This window comes from Nakamurella aerolata (assembly GCF_013002705.1).
Lineage (GTDB): Bacteria > Actinomycetota > Actinomycetes > Mycobacteriales > Nakamurellaceae > Nakamurella > Nakamurella aerolata.
The window spans coordinates 566,069-582,816 of record NZ_JABEND010000001.1 but is presented as its reverse complement, the minus strand read 5'-3'; the positions used below and the strand labels follow the sequence as shown (position 1 = coordinate 582,816).

General features: G+C 70.9%; 12 protein-coding genes. 10 read left to right on the top strand and 2 right to left on the bottom strand.

The window, feature by feature from the left end; all coding sequences use genetic code 11:
* Positions 1 to 4: 4 nt before the first annotated feature.
* The gene (locus HKD39_RS02495; protein ID WP_212753794.1) at positions 5 to 3,133 is read left to right on the top strand and encodes a bifunctional [glutamine synthetase] adenylyltransferase/[glutamine synthetase]-adenylyl-L-tyrosine phosphorylase; all 3,129 of its coding nucleotides are present in this window, start codon (positions 5 to 7) and stop codon (positions 3,131 to 3,133) included.
* A 22-nt stretch (positions 3,134 to 3,155) separates the two neighbouring features.
* On the opposite strand, the gene HKD39_RS02490 is transcribed toward HKD39_RS02495, so the two are convergent.
* Positions 3,156 to 3,686 carry a pyridoxamine 5'-phosphate oxidase family protein gene (locus HKD39_RS02490; RefSeq protein ID WP_212753793.1) on the bottom strand — a complete coding sequence of 177 codons (531 nt, stop codon included), beginning with the start codon at positions 3,684 to 3,686 and terminating at the stop codon, positions 3,156 to 3,158.
* 91 nt (positions 3,687 to 3,777) lie between these two features.
* Between HKD39_RS02490 and ftsY the strand changes: the two genes are divergently transcribed.
* Positions 3,778 to 5,436 carry a signal recognition particle-docking protein FtsY gene (gene ftsY, locus HKD39_RS20240; protein WP_171198215.1) on the top strand — a complete coding sequence of 553 codons (1,659 nt, stop codon included), beginning with the start codon at positions 3,778 to 3,780 and terminating at the stop codon, positions 5,434 to 5,436.
* A gap of 33 nt (positions 5,437 to 5,469) precedes the next feature.
* Here ftsY and HKD39_RS02480 read toward each other — a convergent pair whose 3' ends face one another.
* Complete coding sequence (locus tag HKD39_RS02480; RefSeq protein WP_212753792.1) at positions 5,470 to 7,125, bottom strand: phosphodiester glycosidase family protein; 1,656 nt, start codon at positions 7,123 to 7,125, stop codon at positions 5,470 to 5,472.
* A 200-nt stretch (positions 7,126 to 7,325) separates the two neighbouring features.
* Between HKD39_RS02480 and HKD39_RS02475 the strand changes: the two genes are divergently transcribed.
* The 8 genes from HKD39_RS02475 to HKD39_RS02440 all read left to right on the top strand — a co-directional run bounded on the left by HKD39_RS02475 (position 7,326) and on the right by HKD39_RS02440 (position 16,603).
* The gene (locus HKD39_RS02475; protein WP_171198214.1) at positions 7,326 to 8,759 is read left to right on the top strand and encodes an ammonium transporter; all 1,434 of its coding nucleotides are present in this window, start codon (positions 7,326 to 7,328) and stop codon (positions 8,757 to 8,759) included.
* The gene (locus HKD39_RS02470; RefSeq protein ID WP_171198213.1) at positions 8,756 to 9,094 is read left to right on the top strand and encodes a P-II family nitrogen regulator; all 339 of its coding nucleotides are present in this window, start codon (positions 8,756 to 8,758) and stop codon (positions 9,092 to 9,094) included. Before HKD39_RS02475 ends, HKD39_RS02470 begins: the two co-directional genes overlap by 4 nt.
* 28 nt (positions 9,095 to 9,122) lie before the next feature.
* Positions 9,123 to 11,519, top strand: coding sequence for a [protein-PII] uridylyltransferase (locus tag HKD39_RS02465; protein WP_171198212.1), 2,397 nt, complete (start codon positions 9,123 to 9,125; stop codon positions 11,517 to 11,519).
* Between the two features lie 9 nt (positions 11,520 to 11,528).
* Positions 11,529 to 13,106 (top strand): signal recognition particle protein, encoded by a 1,578-nt coding sequence (ffh, locus tag HKD39_RS02460; protein ID WP_171198211.1) that lies wholly within the window; start codon positions 11,529 to 11,531, stop codon positions 13,104 to 13,106.
* A gap of 90 nt (positions 13,107 to 13,196) precedes the next feature.
* The gene (locus HKD39_RS02455; protein ID WP_171198210.1) at positions 13,197 to 13,601 is read left to right on the top strand and encodes a VanZ family protein; all 405 of its coding nucleotides are present in this window, start codon (positions 13,197 to 13,199) and stop codon (positions 13,599 to 13,601) included.
* 316 nt (positions 13,602 to 13,917) lie between these two features.
* Entirely contained in the window at positions 13,918 to 14,796 is an 879-nt protein-coding gene (locus tag HKD39_RS20235) for a DUF559 domain-containing protein (protein ID WP_171198209.1), read from the top strand.
* Positions 14,797 to 14,945: 149 nt separating this feature from the next.
* Entirely contained in the window at positions 14,946 to 16,040 is a 1,095-nt protein-coding gene (locus tag HKD39_RS02445) for an amidohydrolase family protein (RefSeq protein WP_171198208.1), read from the top strand.
* Positions 16,037 to 16,603: a ribonuclease H family protein gene (locus HKD39_RS02440; protein WP_171198207.1), complete on the top strand. Its 567-nt coding sequence runs from the start codon at positions 16,037 to 16,039 to the stop codon at positions 16,601 to 16,603. The genes HKD39_RS02445 and HKD39_RS02440 overlap by 4 nt, the downstream gene beginning before the upstream one ends.
* Positions 16,604 to 16,748 lie beyond the last annotated feature (145 nt).

Here is a 16,748-nt window from a genome sequence, read left to right as displayed (position 1 = left end):
AGCGGTGAGCAGGCCGGTCAGCCGCGCCGCGGTGCGCTACGGGCTGCCCGACACCGCAGAAACCTACCAACAGCTGCGCAGTGCCGGACTGGTCGACGCCGACGGCTACGCGCTGGAACAAGCCCGACCGGTGCTGGCCGCGCTCGCCAGGGCGGGCCGACCCGAGCTGGCGCTGACATCGCTGGCCGAACTGCTGGAAACGCTGCGGCGCAACGACTCTGCTGATGCCGAGGAACGGCCGGCCGGCGGCGGCGCCGACGAGCTGCGCCGGGAGCTGGTGCACAATCCCGTGCTGCGCGCCAGGCTGGTCGGGGTGCTGGGCGACTCGACCGTGCTGGCGCAACACCTGGTGCAGCACCCGGCAAGCTGGCGTCTGCTGCTGGCGGATCCTTCGGGGCCCGGTCTGCTGCGCACCGCCGAGATCTCCGAAAGCCTGTGCGGTGCAGTGCAACTGCGGCCGGGTCAACACGGTCCGGCGCTGACCGGCGGGGCCGCGGTGGCAGCGCTGCGGGTGGCCTATCGGGACCGGCTGCTGATGATCGCCGGGTACGACCTGGCGCCGGGGGTGGACGACAGCCTGCCCGAACCCGGTCTGTCGGCGGTCAGCCGCGCGCTGACGGCGCTCGCCGACGCCCTGCTGCAGGCGGCGCTCGCGGTGACCGCCGCCGAACTCGGCCCCGGCCAGGCGGACTGCCGGCTCGCGGTGATCGCGATGGGGAAGACCGGCGCCCGCGAACTGAACTACCTCTCCGACGTTGACGTGATCTTTGTGGCCGATCATCCCGACCGCCCACCGGCGTCAGCGGCCGACGCGGGCCAGCGGGACGATAGCCGGATGCTGCGCAGCGCAACGGCTTTGGCAGCCGGAACCATGCGGATCTGCGGGCAGGTGGCCTGGGAGGTCGACGCCAACCTGCGTCCGGAGGGCGCGGCCGGAGCGTTGGTGCGCACCCCGGACAGCCTGCGCGCCTACTACCAACGGTGGGCGGCCACCTGGGAGTTCCAGGCACTGCTGAAGGCCCGCCCGGCAGCCGGCGACGCCCGCCTTGGCCGCGAGTTCCTTGAGATCGTCCGCCCGGGCGTGTGGTCGGCGGCGGGCCGGGAATCCTTCGTCGACGACGTGCAGGCGATGCGGCGGCGGGTCGAGGACAACATCCCGGCCGCCGATCGGGACCGCGAACTCAAGCTCGGTGCCGGCGGACTGCGCGACGTCGAATTCGCGGTGCAGCTGTTGCAACTGGTGCACGGCCGCACCGACGTCGAGCTGCGGGTCGGCGGCACCCTGTCGGCCATCGACCGCTTGATTCGCGGTGGCTACATCGGCCGGCAGGACGGTGCCGACCTGGCCGACGCCTACGTGTTCCTGCGCCGCGCCGAACATCGACTGCAGCTGCAGCGGCTGCGCCGCACCCATCTGTTGCCGGACAACGACGCCGACAGCGAATGGCTGGCAAGGGCGGACGGCTACCTTGCCACCGGAACCGAAAGCGCCGCAGACGTTTTCGTCGCAGAACGGCGCCGGCACGCCAGCACCGTCAGGCGGTTGCATGAAAAGTTGTTCTATCGACCTTTGCTGAACGCCGTCGTCGCGGTCGGGGCATCAGCGGCAGCTCCGGCAGTGGACGAGGCCAGGCTCAGCCCGGAGGCCGCCGCCGAGCGGCTGTCGGCGCTCGGCTTCTCCGCCCAGAACGCGCTGCGCCACCTGCAGGCCCTGACCAGCGGGGTCAGCCGCCGCGCCGCTATTCGGCGGGCGTTGCTGCCGGTGCTGCTCGACGTGTTCTCCCGCGGCCCCGACCCCGATGCCGGCCTGCTGGCATATCGCCAGGTGTCCGACGCGCTGGCCGAGACTCCTTGGTATCTCAGGTTGCTGCGGGACGAGGGCACCGTCGCGCTGCGCCTTGCCGAGCTGCTGTCGGTGTCGAAGTTGGTTGCCGAGTTGTTGCCGAGAGCGCCGGAGGTGCTGCGGCTGCTCGACGACGATGCCCTCGTCGAATCCGATCCGGAGACGGTCGCCGCCGCACTGTCGGCCAGGGCCGGCCGGGCAGCGCAGGCGGCCGGCAGCAACAAGCCGGCCCAGGCTGCCGTCGCCGCGGCGCGATCGGCACGGCGGCACGAGCTGCTGCGGCTGGCCAGCGCCGATGTGCTTGGCATGCTGGACGTGCACCAGATCGCCGCTGCGCTGACGTCCGTCGCGGAGGCCACCGTGCAGGCCGCGGTCGATGCCGCGTGGGCCCAGGTCAGCGCCGAGCGCGGCGGTCCGATCCGGGGGCGGCTCGCCGTCATCGGCATGGGTCGGCTGGGCGGCGGTGAACTCGGCTACGGCTCCGACGCCGATGTGATGTACGTGGCCGCCGTCGACCCCGATGTTGACGACCCCGATCCGGTGCTGCGGGCCTGTAGTCAGGTCGCCGACCTGGCCGGCCGGCTGCTCGCGGCGCCGAGCCCCGACCCGGCGCTGGCCCTTGATGCCGACCTGCGCCCCGAGGGCCGGAACGGCCCGCTGGTCCGCACCATGGCGTCGTTCTCCAGCTACTGGGCGAACTACGCCGCCCCCTGGGAGCGGCAGGCGCTGCTGCGCGCGCGGCCGATCGCCGGCGATGCTGAGCTCGGTGCCGAGTTCATCGCGGCGGCCGATGAATTCCGGTACCCGGCAACAGGTTTGCCGGCGGCGGACGTTGTCGAGATCCGCCGCATCAAGGCCAGGGTGGACGCCGAACGGCTGCCCAAGGGCGCCGACCCGACCACCCACACCAAGCTGGGCCGCGGCGGGCTGTCCGACGTGGAGTGGACCGTGCAGTTGTTGCAGCTGCAGCATGCCGGCCGGGTCCCGCAGCTGCGCACCACCGGCACCCTCGCCGCACTGGCCGGCGCGGTTGACGCCGAATTGCTGACCCCGGCGGATGCCGAACGGCTCCGCACCGCCTGGGAGCTGGCCAGCCGCACCCGGAACGGCCTGATGCTGGTGAAGGGCAAGCCGGACGACCAGATACCCCGGCAGGGTCGGGTGCTGGCCGCCCTTGTGCAGATACTCGGCCATCCGGCCGGTACCGAGCCGGGGGAGTTCGTCGACCGCTACCGGCGGGTGGCCAGACGGGCGCGCCGCGTGGTCGACCGGCTCTTCGAAGGACGCTGACGTCGGCAGCAGCAAAGCCGGGTCAGCGCCGGTGCCCGGCGAAGGAGAACCTGGTGGCGTCCTTGGGAAAATCGAACCAGGCCAAGGCGCCCGCGGGCTGGAACACCCGCAGACCACCACCGTCGGTACCGGCCCACGCGCCCGGTTCCGGCCGATACCCGTCGCGGTGGTACTTGCCGAATGCCGCGGCCAGTCTGGCGCCGAGACCATCGGCATCGGCCCTGGTGGCGATGCTGGTGCCCTCGATCAGCACGGCCTCGGTGCCGTCCTCCAGGTTGAGGTGGCAGGCCGGGTTGCTGCGCAGGTTGCGGACATGCACCGTTGCCGGCGATCCGTCGTAATAGAAGCGGTCGTCGAGCCAGACGCCCCAGCGCGGCACCACGTGCGGACGGCCGTCCGGCCGGACCGTCGCCAGCCAGTAGCTCTTGGATGCGACCAGCCGTTCGCGCACCTGTGCCCAATCGAGCAGACCGGCGGTGTCTTCCGGCAGGCCGTACCCGGCTGGCATCGAGGGGCGGTCCCGCGTCGGCGGCTGCGTCGTCATTTCGGTCATCCGCGCACGGTACGGCCGAGCCCCGACATCGGGCGGCCGCGCGTGTTGATTGCGCCGGTAGCCACCGCCGAAGGTCTGTAAGGATGGGGCCGTGCCTAACTGGATCTGGATTCTGATCGTTGTCGTGCTGGTGCTGATCGCGCTGTTCGTGGTCGGCCTCGTGCTGTCGAAGCGCCGCCGCGTCTCGCTGACCGACAGCTCACCCGCGGCCGGGACGAAGGCGGCACCGCCGGACCCGGGCGTGCGAGGTGGCTACAAGGCCGGCGGCTCGATCTCGTTCTCCAGCGGCACCGACAGCGGTTCCAGTGGCTCTGCGGCTTCCGGCGCCGGTTCGGCACTGCTGGACCGCCCGCCGGCCAGGCAACCGGAACCGGTGGACACCGCGCCGCCGGTGACGCCCAAGCCGACTGCGCCCACCGGGCCTGCTGAGCCGACTGTGCCCGCCGAGCCCGCTGGGCCGACTGGGCCCACTGAACCCGCTGGACCGACTGAGCCCGCGGCGCCCGCTGAACCAACTGGGCCAACTGAACCGGCTGGGCCCGCTGAACCAGCTGGGCCCGCTGAACCCGTCGAGGCCGGGCCCGCTCAACCCGCCGATGCCGGCCGGCCGAGCACCGCCCCGGCCGTCGACAGTGCGCCGCCAGTGGAAACCGCGCCCCCGGCAGCCACCCCGGACACGACTGCGCCGGCGCCGTCCGGCACGGTTCCGCCGGTAGCGCCCGACACTGCCGACACTGCCGACGCTGCCGACACCGCCGACACTGCCGCGCCGGCGGCACCCCCGGCGGCGCCTGCTACTTCCGCCGACACCGCTGAGGCGGCGGAGATTGCCTCGGCCGACGGCCGGCTGAACCGGCTGCGCGGCCGATTGTCGCGTTCGCAGAACGCTTTCGGCCGCTCCATGCTCGGCCTGCTCGGTGCCGGCACCATGGACGAAGACTCGTGGACCGACGTCGAGGACACCCTGCTGCTGGCCGATCTGGGCAGCCAGGCCGCCACCGAGATCGCCGAGAAACTGCGCACCGAGGTGGCGGCGCACGGGATCAACTCACCGGCCGAGGCCAAGGCCCTGCTGCGCCGGGTGCTGGTGGAGGCGGTCGACCCCACCATGGACCGCAGCGTCCGGGCGTTGCCGCACGACGGTCGTCCTTCGGTGGTGCTGGTGGTCGGAGTGAACGGCACCGGCAAGACCACCACCACCGGAAAGCTGGCGAGGGTGCTGGTGGGCAGCGACCGCAGCGTCGTGCTCGGCGCCGCCGACACCTTCAGGGCCGCGGCCGCCGACCAGCTGCAGACCTGGGGCGCCCGCGCCGGGGCCACCGTGGTGCGCTCGGCCGAGGGCACCGACCCGGCGTCGGTGGCGTTCGACGCCGTCAAGCGCGGCATCGACGAGGGTGCCGATGCGGTGCTCATCGACACCGCCGGCCGGCTGCACACCAAGACCGGGCTGATGGACGAGCTCGGCAAGGTCAAGCGCGTGGTGGAAAAGCAGGCGAAGGTCGACGAGGTGCTGCTGGTACTGGACGCCACCACCGGTCAGAACGGACTGGTGCAGGCCAGGGTGTTCGCCGACGTCGTCGACATCACCGGCATCGTGCTGACCAAACTCGACGGCACCGCCAAGGGCGGCATTGTTGTTGCGGTGCAACGTGCTCTGGGAGTTCCGGTCAAGCTGGTCGGCCTCGGTGAGGGCCAGGACGACCTTGCGCCCTTCGAGGCCGAGGCCTTCGTCGACGCGCTGCTCGGCTGATCCCCACGGCCCGGGGCGGGGCAGGGGGATGGCTCAGCCGATGACGATCGCGTCACCCACCGGGCGTTCGCCCGCCGCGTCCGACGGGCTGGTGACCAACGCCCCGTTCACCGCCATGGCGGTGGAACCACCACCGTCGAGGTTGATCGCCTGCACCATGCCGAGCGCCTTGGCGACGGCCGCCGTCTCCGGGATCGACAACCCGAGGTCGCCCAGCTGCCGCCCGTCCACCGTGACCAGCAGCGTGCGGCCGGCCGCGTCGACGCCCGCGAAGGTTCGCGGGTTGCGCTGCAGCACCCAGCCGTAGGCGAACGACGGGTTCTCCGGCTGGACGAAACCGTCGGCCCGCTGGGTGATGGACACCCGGCCGCGGTCGATCAGCACGGGCCCGCCGTTGACGGCGCTGACCCCGGGCCCGGCGAGTGGTTTGCCGAACCGTCCGATCAGGTCGGTCCTGCTGGTCAACTGCTGACCGACCCGCACGGTGCCGAGCTCGGCGATCCTGCTGCCGGTGGCCTGCACCGACCACTGCCCGGCGCCGAGCGCGCTGCCGCGGATGGCGCGCACCTGCGCGACGGTGCCGTCGGAGTTCACCACCACTTCGGTGCCCGGCCCGGCCGGCGTGCTGGCGTCGAAGGCCGGGGTGAACTTCACCAGCTCGTCCGGGTCGGTGCAGGTGGCGTCGTGCACCGGCGCCGACGTCGGCAGATCCCCGAGACCGCCGCAGTTCCGGATCAGTCCCGGCACCCGGTTGAGCCCGTCCAGCCGCAGGTTGCGTCCGCGCACGGTGACGGTCGCGTCCCAGCGCGGCCTGAGCACCGCGGTGCCGGTGGCGTCGTCGGCCAGCACCAGCACCGGGCGGTTGCCGACCGGCTCGGACTCGACAACGCCGCCGTACACCCCGGCGCCGGCCGGATCGCCAGGGGCACCCGCCTTCGGGTCGAGGACGAAGAAGCCGGCGTTGACCGCGGCGGTGGCACCGGCGGAGAGCTCGGTGACCTTCTCCCGCCGCTCCAGATCGGGGCCGTAGCCGGCCCGCAGCGAACCGGTGAAGCTGGCAGGGTCGATGGTGAGAACGTTGATCCGCCAGCGGCCCTTGGCGTCGGAACCGCCGTCCCAGCCCGAGTACCAGGCGCGCCCCGACAGTCCCGTTGCCGACACCTGTTTGGCCGCAGTGACAGCCGCGGTCTGGTCGGCGTAGGTCTGTACAAGGCGCACCCGGTAGCCCAGCACGGAGCGCGGAACGTCCGCGGTGGCCGGCTGAATCACCGCATCGCTGCGCGCCGGCAGACCGGCCGCGGCGAGTGTGGTGACGGCCGCATCGGCGGCGGCCTTGTCCTGGACGGCGCGGGCCGGTGCGTCCGGATCGGGCGAGCCGGCGCCGCCAGGGATGTTGACCTCGACCACCCAACGGGTTTCCGGGTCGACGGCCCCCCGGACGATCGAGGTGAGCTGCACTCCAGGCGTCAGCTGCCGGATCTGCTCGGACTGCTGGGTGCCGGCCGGGCCGAGCGGGATGGCCGGGCCGGTACCGGCGGCAGTGGCAGGGGCGATGGCACCGGCGGTGGCGGCACCGGCCGTCGTGGTGCCGGTGGCCGTGGCTGCGGCAGGGTTGACGACCACCAGCGCGCTTCCCACAACGGCAGCAATCAGCATGGTCTTCCGGCAACGGGCGGGGCGCAGAGTCATGGATCGACCGTAGGTCACCGGCCCCACCGCGGCATGAACGGCGCCCGAACTCCGGGCGTTGGGGTGCCCCGACACGCACTCGAAACATTGCGGTAGATCGATGGCAACACCGACCCGCGACAGTTCATGCGTCCCCGACGAAGCAGTTACCGAGCCGGAACCGTCGCAGCGCGCGGTCCCGGCCAGTCCAGGAGGTGCGCATGAGAATGTCGTTGCTGGCGGCCGATCCACCGTTGGTCGACACCGGAAACAATGCCTGGCTATTGACATCGGCCGCGTTGGTGCTGTTGATGACGCCTGGCCTTGCGTTCTTCTACGGCGGCATGGTGCGCCGCAAGAACGTGCTGAACATGCTGATGATGAGCTTCGGCGCGATGGGTGTTGTCGGCGTCGTCTATGTGCTGTGGGGCTACTCGATGTCGTTCGCCGACAACGTGGCCGGCGGCCTGTTCGGCAATCCGGCGACGTTCTTCGGGATGAAGGGTCTTTTCCCCGAGCTCAATGCCGACGGCACCGACGTGGTCAGCAACTCGGTGCTGTCCGGCAGCGGGATCACCGCGCTGACGTTCGTCGCCTTCCAGCTGACCTTCGCGATCATCACCGTCGCGCTGATCTCCGGTTCGGTCGCCGACCGGATGAAGTTCTCCAGCTGGCTGATCTTTGCCGGCATCTGGGTCACCCTGGTCTACTTCCCGCTGGCGCACATGGTGTGGGGCGGCGGACTGCTGTCCGGCTGGGAGAACGGCATCGCCGCAAAGCTTTTCGGCGTCACCGACGGTGCGGCGACGGTGGCGCCCATCGACTTCGCCGGCGGCACCGTTGTGCACATCAATGCCGGCGTTGCCGGTGGGGTGCTGGCCTTCCTGCTCGGCAAACGCCGCGGCTTCGGCAGTGAGCCGATGCGCCCGCACAATGTGCCGTTCGTGATGCTCGGGGCCGGGCTGCTGTGGTTCGGCTGGTTCGGGTTCAACGCCGGATCCGCCGGTGCCGCCAACGGTTCCGCCGGCTTGGCGTGGCTGAACACCTCGACGGCAAGCTCCGCGGCCATGCTCGGTTGGCTCGGGGTGGAGATGCTGCGCGACAAGAAGGCCACCGGGGTGGGTGCGGCGTCCGGTGTGGTGGCCGGGCTGGTCGCGATCACCCCGGCAGCCGGGGCGCTGAGCCCGGTCGGGTCGATAGTGCTCGGCCTGGTCGCCGGTGGTATCTGCTCGTTCGCCGTCGGGCTGAAATACCGTATGGGACTTGATGATTCGCTCGACGTGGTCGGCGTGCACCTGGTCGGCGGCATCGTCGGAACGGTCGGTGTCGGCTTCCTGTCGACCACCAGCGGCCTGTTCTACGGCTTCGGTGGCCGGCAGCTGGTTGTCCAGATCGTGATTGCCGCATGCGCCATCGTGTTCTCCGGGGTGCTCACGTTGCTGATCGGTCTCGCGCTCAAGCGCACCATCGGCATCAGGGCGCCGCAGGACAGCGAGTTCGAGGGGCTGGACACCGCAAGTCACGGTGAATCCGCCTACGACGACGAGGCAATGCGGTCCGGTGGCATTCTCAGCCACGCCGGCGCCATCCGGGCGTCGGCCGACCCTGGCGCCGGCGCGGCGGCACCGGTCAACAAAGAAGGAGCATCGGCATGAAGCTCGTCACCGCCATCATCAAACCCTTCAAACTGGACGAGGTACGCGCCGCGCTGTTGGCCTTCGGGGTGAACGGCATGACGGTGTCAGAGGCGTCCGGATACGGCAGGCAGCGCGGGCACACCGAGGTGTACAGGGGCGCCGAGTACACCGTGGAGCTGCTGCCGAAGATCCGGCTGGAGATCCTGGTCGAGGACGACGACGCCGACGACGTCACCGACGTGATCGTGCGGGCCGCCCGCACCGGGAAGATCGGCGACGGCAAGGTCTGGGTGACGGCGATCGAGACCGTCGCGCGGGTGCGGACCGGTGAATCCGGCGCTGAGGCGCTCTGAACCGGCCGAGACCACAAAGGATCCCGCCATGCCGCATACCGCGACCTCACCGCATCCGTACCAGCAGCTGCGCCGAGAACTGCTGCGGCGCAACGATGTCGACGGTGCTCAGCGTGGCAAGGCGCTGGCTCAGCTCACCGACACCTGGCTCGGTGAGCTGGCCGGCGCCGCCGGGGTGACGGTCGGCGGGGTGTCGCTGGTCGCCGTCGGCGGCTACGGCCGCGGCGAGCTTTCCCCTTACAGCGACGTCGATCTGGTGTTGCTGCACACCTCGGAGACGCCGCCGGAATACGCCGAGATGATCGCCCAGCGACTGTGGTACCCGATCTGGGACTCCCCGGTGCGGCTGGATCATGCGGTGCGGTCGGTCGGCGGTGCCAGATCGTTGGCCCGCACCAACCTCACCGAGCTGCTGAGCGTGCTGGACGTGCGGCACCTGGCCGGTGACGCAGCGCTCGCGGCCGAGCTGAGACGGCGGACGCTGGCGGACTGGCGGGCGCTGGCCCCCGAACGGCTGCCGGCACTGTTGCGGATGTGCACAGAGCGCTGGGATCGCTTTGCCGACTTGGCCTTTGCCACCACCCCCGATCTGAAGAACTCCCGCGGCGGGTTGCGCGACATGGTGGTGATGCGGGCGGTGGCTGCCTCCTGGGTCGCCGACTGCCCGCACCAGGGACTGGACGAGGCGCGGGCCGAGCTGCTGCGGGTCAGGGACGCCATGCACGTGGTCGTCGGCCGATCCAGCGACCGGCTGCAGCCGCAGGATCAGGCGGCGGTCGCCGAACATCTGCACCTGGACGGGCCGGATGCCTTGTTGCGCAAGGTGTCGGCGATCGGGCGCCTTGTCGGTCAGGCCATCGATCTGACCTGGCATCGGGTGCACCGGGCGTTGTCGGCGCCAACCGGAGCAGGCCGGGCACCGCAGCGTCGGCCGCTGGCCGACGGCGTGGTCGAACACGACGGCGAAGCGGCACTGGCTCGCGCCGCCGACGTCCGCGACCCGGTGCTGCCGCTGCGGCTGGCGGCGGCAGCGGCGCAGGCCGGCATTCCGCTCGCCCCGGCCGCACTGGCCAAACTGGCGCAGTCGGCCACCGGGCTGCCCGCGCGGTGGCCGGCCGACGCCACCCGAGAGTTCCTGCGGCTGCTGGGATCTGGGCAGCCGCTGGTCGGCGTGTGGGAAGCGCTGGACCAGGCCGGGTTGATCGGGCGCTGGCTACCGGAATGGGAGCGGCTGCGCAGTCTGCCGCAGCGCGACCCTGTGCATGTGTACACGGTGGACCGGCATCTGGTGCAAACCGCCGTCGAGGCAGCGGCTTTGGTGCGCTCGGTCGCCCGTCCCGACCTGCTGCTGGTCGCCGCACTGCTGCACGACGTCGGCAAGGGCACCGGCGAGGACCACAGCGCAGCCGGTGCGCGCCTGGTGCCGCCGCTGTGCCAGCGCCTGGGATTCGCCGACGCCGACACCGACGTGGTGGTCCGGCTGGTGCGGCACCACCTGCTGCTGGCCGAGACCGCTGTGCGTCGCGACCCGGACGACCCGGCCACCGTCGCCACCGTCGCCGAGGCCGTCGGCGACGTCGGAGTGCTCGACCTGCTGGAAGCGTTGACACAGGCCGACTCTCGCGCCGCCGGACCGGGCGCCTGGACCAACTGGCGGGCCAGGCAGATCCACGCCCTCGCCGCTCGGGTCCGCGCGGCCATGTCCGGATGGCCGCTGCCGCGTGACCAGCAACCGGTGCCGGGCGCGCACCCCGCCGTCCCGGCCGGCACCGACGCCCCGGCCGACACCGCCGCCCCGGCCGACACCGCCGCCCCGGCCGACGCCAGTGCCACCGGCGCCGAGGTCGAGGTGACCCGGCAAGGGCCAGAGCTGACGGTGCTGGTGACGGCCGCCGACCGGCTGGGCCTGCTCGCGGATGTCGCGGCCGCGCTGGCGGCCGAGCGGTTGACCGTTGACGCCGTGCGTGCCGATCGCGCCGGGGGCACCGCCGAGCAGCGCTGGATCGTCCGCAGCGAGTTCGGTGACCCGCCGGCGCCGGCTGCGGTCGCCGCCAGGGTGCGGGCCAGCGTGAACGACCCGGCCGGCAGCCGCGCCCTGGTCGCCCGGCGCGCACAGTCCGGCACCCGCACCGACTTCCCGCCGGCGCTTGTCAGCGTCGTCCCTGCGGCGTCGGCGACCGCCACCGTGCTGGAGATCCGCGCCCACGATCAGCCGGGACTGCTGCACCGGGCCGCCGACGTGATCGCCGAGGCCGGGCTCGACGTCAGCCTTGCACTGGTGGACACCTGGGGCGCCGAGGCCGTCGACGTGTTCTATCTGCACGATTCGTCGGGTGGCGGGCTGCCGGCCGGCCGCGCCGATCAGCTGGCCGCGCGGCTCACCGCAGCGCTGAACGGGTCAGGCGGAGCTGGCGCAGCGCGATAGCCTGGCCGGGTGTTCGAGACTCTTTCCGACCGGCTAGCCGGCGTCTTCACCGGACTGCGCGGCAAAGGCCGGCTCTCGCCCGCCGACATCGACGCCACCGCGCGCGAGATTCGCATCGCGCTGCTGGAAGCCGACGTGGCGCTGCCGGTGGTGCGGCAGTTCATCGCCGCCATCAAGGAACGCGCCAGCGGCGAAGAACTCTCGCAGGCGCTGAACCCGGCGCAGCAGGTCATCAAGATCGTCAACGAAGAGCTGATCGCGATCCTCGGCGGCGAGACCCGGCGGCTGGAATTCGCCAAGACCCCACCGACGGTGATCATGCTGGCCGGCTTGCAGGGTGCCGGTAAGACCACGCTGGCCGGCAAGCTCGCCAGATGGCTCAAGGGCCAGGGCCACACCCCGCTGCTGGTGGCCGCCGACCTGCAACGCCCGAACGCCGTCACCCAGCTGCAGGTGGTCGGTGAGCAGGCCGGCGTCACCGTGTTCGCCCCCGACCCCGGCAACACCAGCGGCGTCGAGATCTCCGGCCCAGGCGGCGACCCGGTCGCCGTCTCCCGCAACGGCGTCGCCGAGGCCAAGGCCAAGCTGCACGACGTCGTCATCGTCGACACCGCCGGCCGGCTCGGTGTCGACGCCGACATGATGCAGCAGGCCGCGTCGATCAGGGACGCGGTGGATCCCGACGAGATCCTTTTCGTCGTCGACGCGATGATCGGCCAGGACGCGGTGACCACCGCTGAGGCCTTCCGCGACGGCGTCGGCTTCACCGGCGTGGTCCTCACCAAGCTCGACGGCGACGCCCGCGGCGGTGCCGCGCTGAGCGTCCGGCAGGTGACCGGCGCGCCGATCATGTTCGCCTCCACCGGCGAGAAGCTGAGCGACTTCGACACCTTCCATCCCGATCGGATGGCCGCGCGCATCCTCGGCATGGGCGACATGCTCACCCTGATCGAGCAGGCCGAGCAGGTCTTCGAGCAGCAAGAAGCCGAGGAGATGGCGGCCAAGCTGGCCGGCGACGACTTCACCCTCGACGACTTCCTGCAGCAGATGCAGATGCTCAAGCGGATGGGCCCGATCGGCGGGCTGCTCGGCATGCTGCCGGGCGCCGGGCAGATGAAGGAGGCGCTGGCGAACGTCGACGACCGTGACGTCGACAGGACAGCGGCCATCATCCAGTCGATGACGCCGGAGGAACGCGCCAATCCGAAGATCATCAACGCCTCGCGCCGGCAGCGCATCGCCCGGGGCTCCGGGATGACGGTTTCCCAGGTGAACGGCCTGGTTGAGCGGTTCTTCGAGGCCCGCAAGATGATGAGCAGCATGGCCGGCCAGTTCGGCATGCGGCGGCTCTCCGGAAAGTCGAAGAAGGGCAAGAAAGGCAAGAAGGGCAAGAAGACGACAGGGCGCGGGCCGACGCCGCCGAAGATGCGCGGCGGAATGCCAGGCATGCCACCGGGTTTCCCGGCCGGTATGCCCGGCCTGCCGTCCGGCGCCGGGCAACAGCAGAGCGGTCTTTCGCCGCAGGAGTTGGCCAAGCTCGGTGCCGATTTCGATCCGAGCGCGTTGAAGTTCCCCAAGGGCAAGTAACAGTTGCCGGGGCCAGCCGCGCCGCCGGCCCGGCCGCACCGCAGGCCACCGGCGTCGCGCTCGGTGCGCTGGGCGCGGTGCTTGCTGCTGGTGCTGCTGCTTGCCGTGCTGGTGGTGGTGTTCTGGCCCAGCCGGCCGGCCGGTGGTGCGCAGAACGGGCTGCAGGCCTGGTTCGACCGGCAGCACGCCGCCAGGACGCTGCCGGGCTGGGTCAGCTTCGCCCTGGTGGAGTTCGCGGCGAACGTGGCGATGTTCGTGCCGCTCGGGGTGCTCGGGACCGGCGCCCGGCCGCTGGCCGGGTTACGCAGGTCCGCGGCGGTGACGGTGGCCGGGTGCGCGGCGTTGTCCGGCGGCATCGAACTTGTGCAGTGGCTCGGCTTTCCGGACCGCACCGGCGATCTGCGCGACGTCTTTGCCAACACCCTCGGCGCGTTGATCGGCGCCGCGGTGGCGCTGTGGCTGGCGGCAAGCCGCCGTCATTCCCGGCACCGGTAGCGAAAGACCCAACGCCTACTCAAGTTTCGCAGCGCTCGAAGCCGCTCCGGCTGAGTATCCAGGGAGAAACGGCGATCGGGCGCTCTGAAACTTGAGTAACTGAGTAACCCCGCGGTGGATATCGTTGTCCACACCTCCACTGAGCATCCACATTCTCCCCGTGCGGCTTGGGCCAAGCGCCGCGGAACTGCACTGTTCGGGCATGCGTACCACATACACAATCCCGAACGGCTGGTCTCCAGGGCTTCCGACCTCGTCTGGACCGCCGCCGAGAAGCGGACCGGCGCGAACGGCACGCCGGCTGATAACCGAGTTGGTGACGGAGTTCGGTCCGGTGCTTCCGTTGCGGAGGTTTCCTGGAGAACAACAGCGACTGCAATGGGCACGCCGGTCCGGCTTGCTCACGGCGGTACTTCCCGGCATCTACGTGCCCGCGCATCTTGCTGGCCTTCCCAACGTCCGGCTGGCAGCGGCAGTGCTTTACCTGCCCGATGGAGTGATCCTCGGCTCGGCTGCAGCTGCTGCAAGTTTCTGGTCGACCCGACCGTTCGACCGCATCGAGATTGCTGCCCGGTGCACGCGTCAACACCCCCTGGGGTTCGACATGCAGCGAGTAAAGATTCCACAGGAGCATCGGGTGCCGGCGCCGGCGTGGACCCAACTGCAGGCGGGTCTTGGCTGGCTGTGCAGCCCGGCGCTGAATGCCGTGCTGATGTCCGAATCAACAGATGGCGAGTCCATCTTTGCGGCGCTGCGATCACGTCTGGTCACTCCTGAGGCGTTGCTCGCTGCGCTGGCGGACATCCCCTCCCGCCGCGGCAATCCCGGTCGCAAACGCCGCATCGTGCGTGCCCAAACCAACCCGTGGTCCGCTGCTGAAGCTTTGGCCCACAAGGTGTTCCGGTCAGGCGGTCTGACTGGATGGACCGCAAACCACCCAGTTGCGTGCGAAGGCAATCGCTACTTCGTCGACATCGCGTTCCGCGAGTGCAAGCTGGCCATTGAAATCGATGGTCGCCAGTTCCACGACCGGACCCCGTCGGAGTTCGAGTCCGAGCGACTCCGCAGCCTGCGGCTGGCCAAAGCAGGCTGGACCGTCCTGCGTATCACCTACTGGATGCTGGTCAACCGCCCCGAGGAGGTGCTGGCCAGCGTGCGCGCCGTTCTGCGGCGTCTCACCCGCGCTGCCCACTGAGGGCACGGCAGCCGTGCTCGGGGTCGTACTCAAGTTTCGAAGCTCTACACGGCCGATGCGCCAGCGTAACGGGGGAGATGCGGCGTCCAACGTTGCGAAACTTGAGTGGGCGAGCGCAGACCCGTTCAGGGCTGGGGGAGACTGGGCGCATGCAGTTTCAGGTCACCGGCACCGACGCGGCCACCGGCGAGCGGTACCAGCGCTGGGTCGCCGACGGCGTCTTTGTGCCGGAGCGTCCGGCGGCGGGCGAGGTGCAGGAGGTCGCCGGCTGGGTGCTCCCCGGTCTGGTGGACGCGCACTGCCACATCGGCTATTCGGCCGACGGGGTGGTCGATCTGGCCACCGCGGAGCGGCAGGCCAGGGTCGATCTGGCCACCGGCGTCACGGTGATACGCGACTGCGGGTCGCCGCTGGACACCCGGCCGCTGGTGGGCCGCGACGACCTGCCGGTGCTGCTGCGGGCGGGTTGGCACATCGCCCGGCCGAAGCGCTACATCCGTTACCTCGGCATCGATCTGGACGACCCCGCCGAACTGCCGGCGGAGGTGGCACGGCAGCTGCAGTACGGCGACGGCTGGATCAAGCTGGTCGGCGACTGGATCGATCGTTCCATCGGCGATCTCGCCCCGTTGTGGCCGGAAGACGTTCTCGCCGAAGCGATCTCGGTGGCTCACCAGGGCGGCGCCAGGGTCACCGCGCACGTCTTCAGCGAGGACGCGCTGCCGCCGTTGCTGGCCGCAGGCATCGACTGCATCGAGCACGGCACCGGCCTCACCGCCGACACCATCGATCAGATGGTGGCCCGCGGCGTGCACCTGGTGCCGACGCTGATCAACATCCGCAACTTCCCGACCTTCGCCGATGCCGCAGACAGGTACCCGGCCTACGCCAAGCACATGCGCGATCTGCACGAGCGGCACCTCGAGACCTTCGCCGCCGCTGCCGAGGCCGGCATCCCGCTGCACTCCGGCACCGATGCGGGCGGCTTCGTCGAGCACGGCCGCATCGCCGACGAGCTCACCGCCCTGCTCGGCCTCGGCCTCGACCCCAGACGGACGTTGCACAACGCCACCACAGCGGCAAGGGCCTGGCTCGGCGCGCCGCCCGGTGACGTCGGCGACCCGGCCGACCTGGTGGTGTACGACGCCGACCCCGCCGAGCATCCCGAGGTGCTGCAGCGCCCGACCGTCGTGCTGCGCGCCGGACGCCCGGTGGGCGGTCGGATGGCAGGATCGCGCGGGTGACGATCACCGCAGCGGCCGACGGTTCAGCGCTCGGCAATCCGGGGCCGGCCGGCTGGGCCTGGTACATCGACGACGACCGTTGGGCCGCCGGTGGCTGGCCGCGCGGCACCAACAACATGGGCGAGCTGATGGCGGTGCTCAACCTGTTGCAGCAGACCGCGCACACCGACCAGGCGCTGCACGTGTTCTGCGACAGCCAGTACGTGATCAACTCGATCACCAAGTGGATGCCCGGCTGGAAACGCAAGGGTTGGCGCAAGGGCGACGGCAAACCGGTGTTGAACCTCGACCTGATGCAGGCGCTGGACACCGCGATGGCCGGACGGACCGTGCAGTTCGAATGGGTGAAGGGCCACGCCGGTCACGAGCTGAACGAGGCCGCCGACGCCAGAGCCAACGCGGCGGCCGCGGCGTTCCAGGCCGGCGTCACCCCCGAGCACGGCCCCGGGTTCCCCGGTGCGCCGGCTGCACACCACGTATCGGGCACCGCGACCGTGCCGCAGCCGCCGCCCGGCCGGCAGCCCACGGCGCAGGACGACCTGTTCGGCCTGCTCGAGCCCTGACGGACCGGTTCAGCCCGGCCCGGCCGATTTCGGTCGGCCGCCGCCCATCTGGCACAATGATGCGGTCACGACCGCCGCTCCGGCCCCTCTCACCGGGCGTGGTCGCCATCAGCATGTCCGCGGAGCGCTGCCCCCACGCCTGCGC

Bases quoted from the DNA above. Each gene is read 5' to 3' on its own strand.
- HKD39_RS02475 (WP_171198214.1), top strand. From the start codon at position 7,326: ATGAGAATGTCGTTGCTGGCGGCCGATCCACCGTTGGTCGACACCGGA.
- HKD39_RS02465 (WP_171198212.1), top strand. From the start codon at position 9,123: ATGCCGCATACCGCGACCTCACCGCATCCGTACCAGCAGCTGCGCCGA.
- HKD39_RS02480 (WP_212753792.1), bottom strand. From the start codon at position 7,125: ATGACTCTGCGCCCCGCCCGTTGCCGGAAGACCATGCTGATTGCTGCC.
- HKD39_RS02445 (WP_171198208.1), top strand. From the start codon at position 14,946: ATGCAGTTTCAGGTCACCGGCACCGACGCGGCCACCGGCGAGCGGTAC.
- HKD39_RS02470 (WP_171198213.1), top strand. From the start codon at position 8,756: ATGAAGCTCGTCACCGCCATCATCAAACCCTTCAAACTGGACGAGGTA.
- HKD39_RS02490 (WP_212753793.1), bottom strand. From the start codon at position 3,686: ATGACCGAAATGACGACGCAGCCGCCGACGCGGGACCGCCCCTCGATG.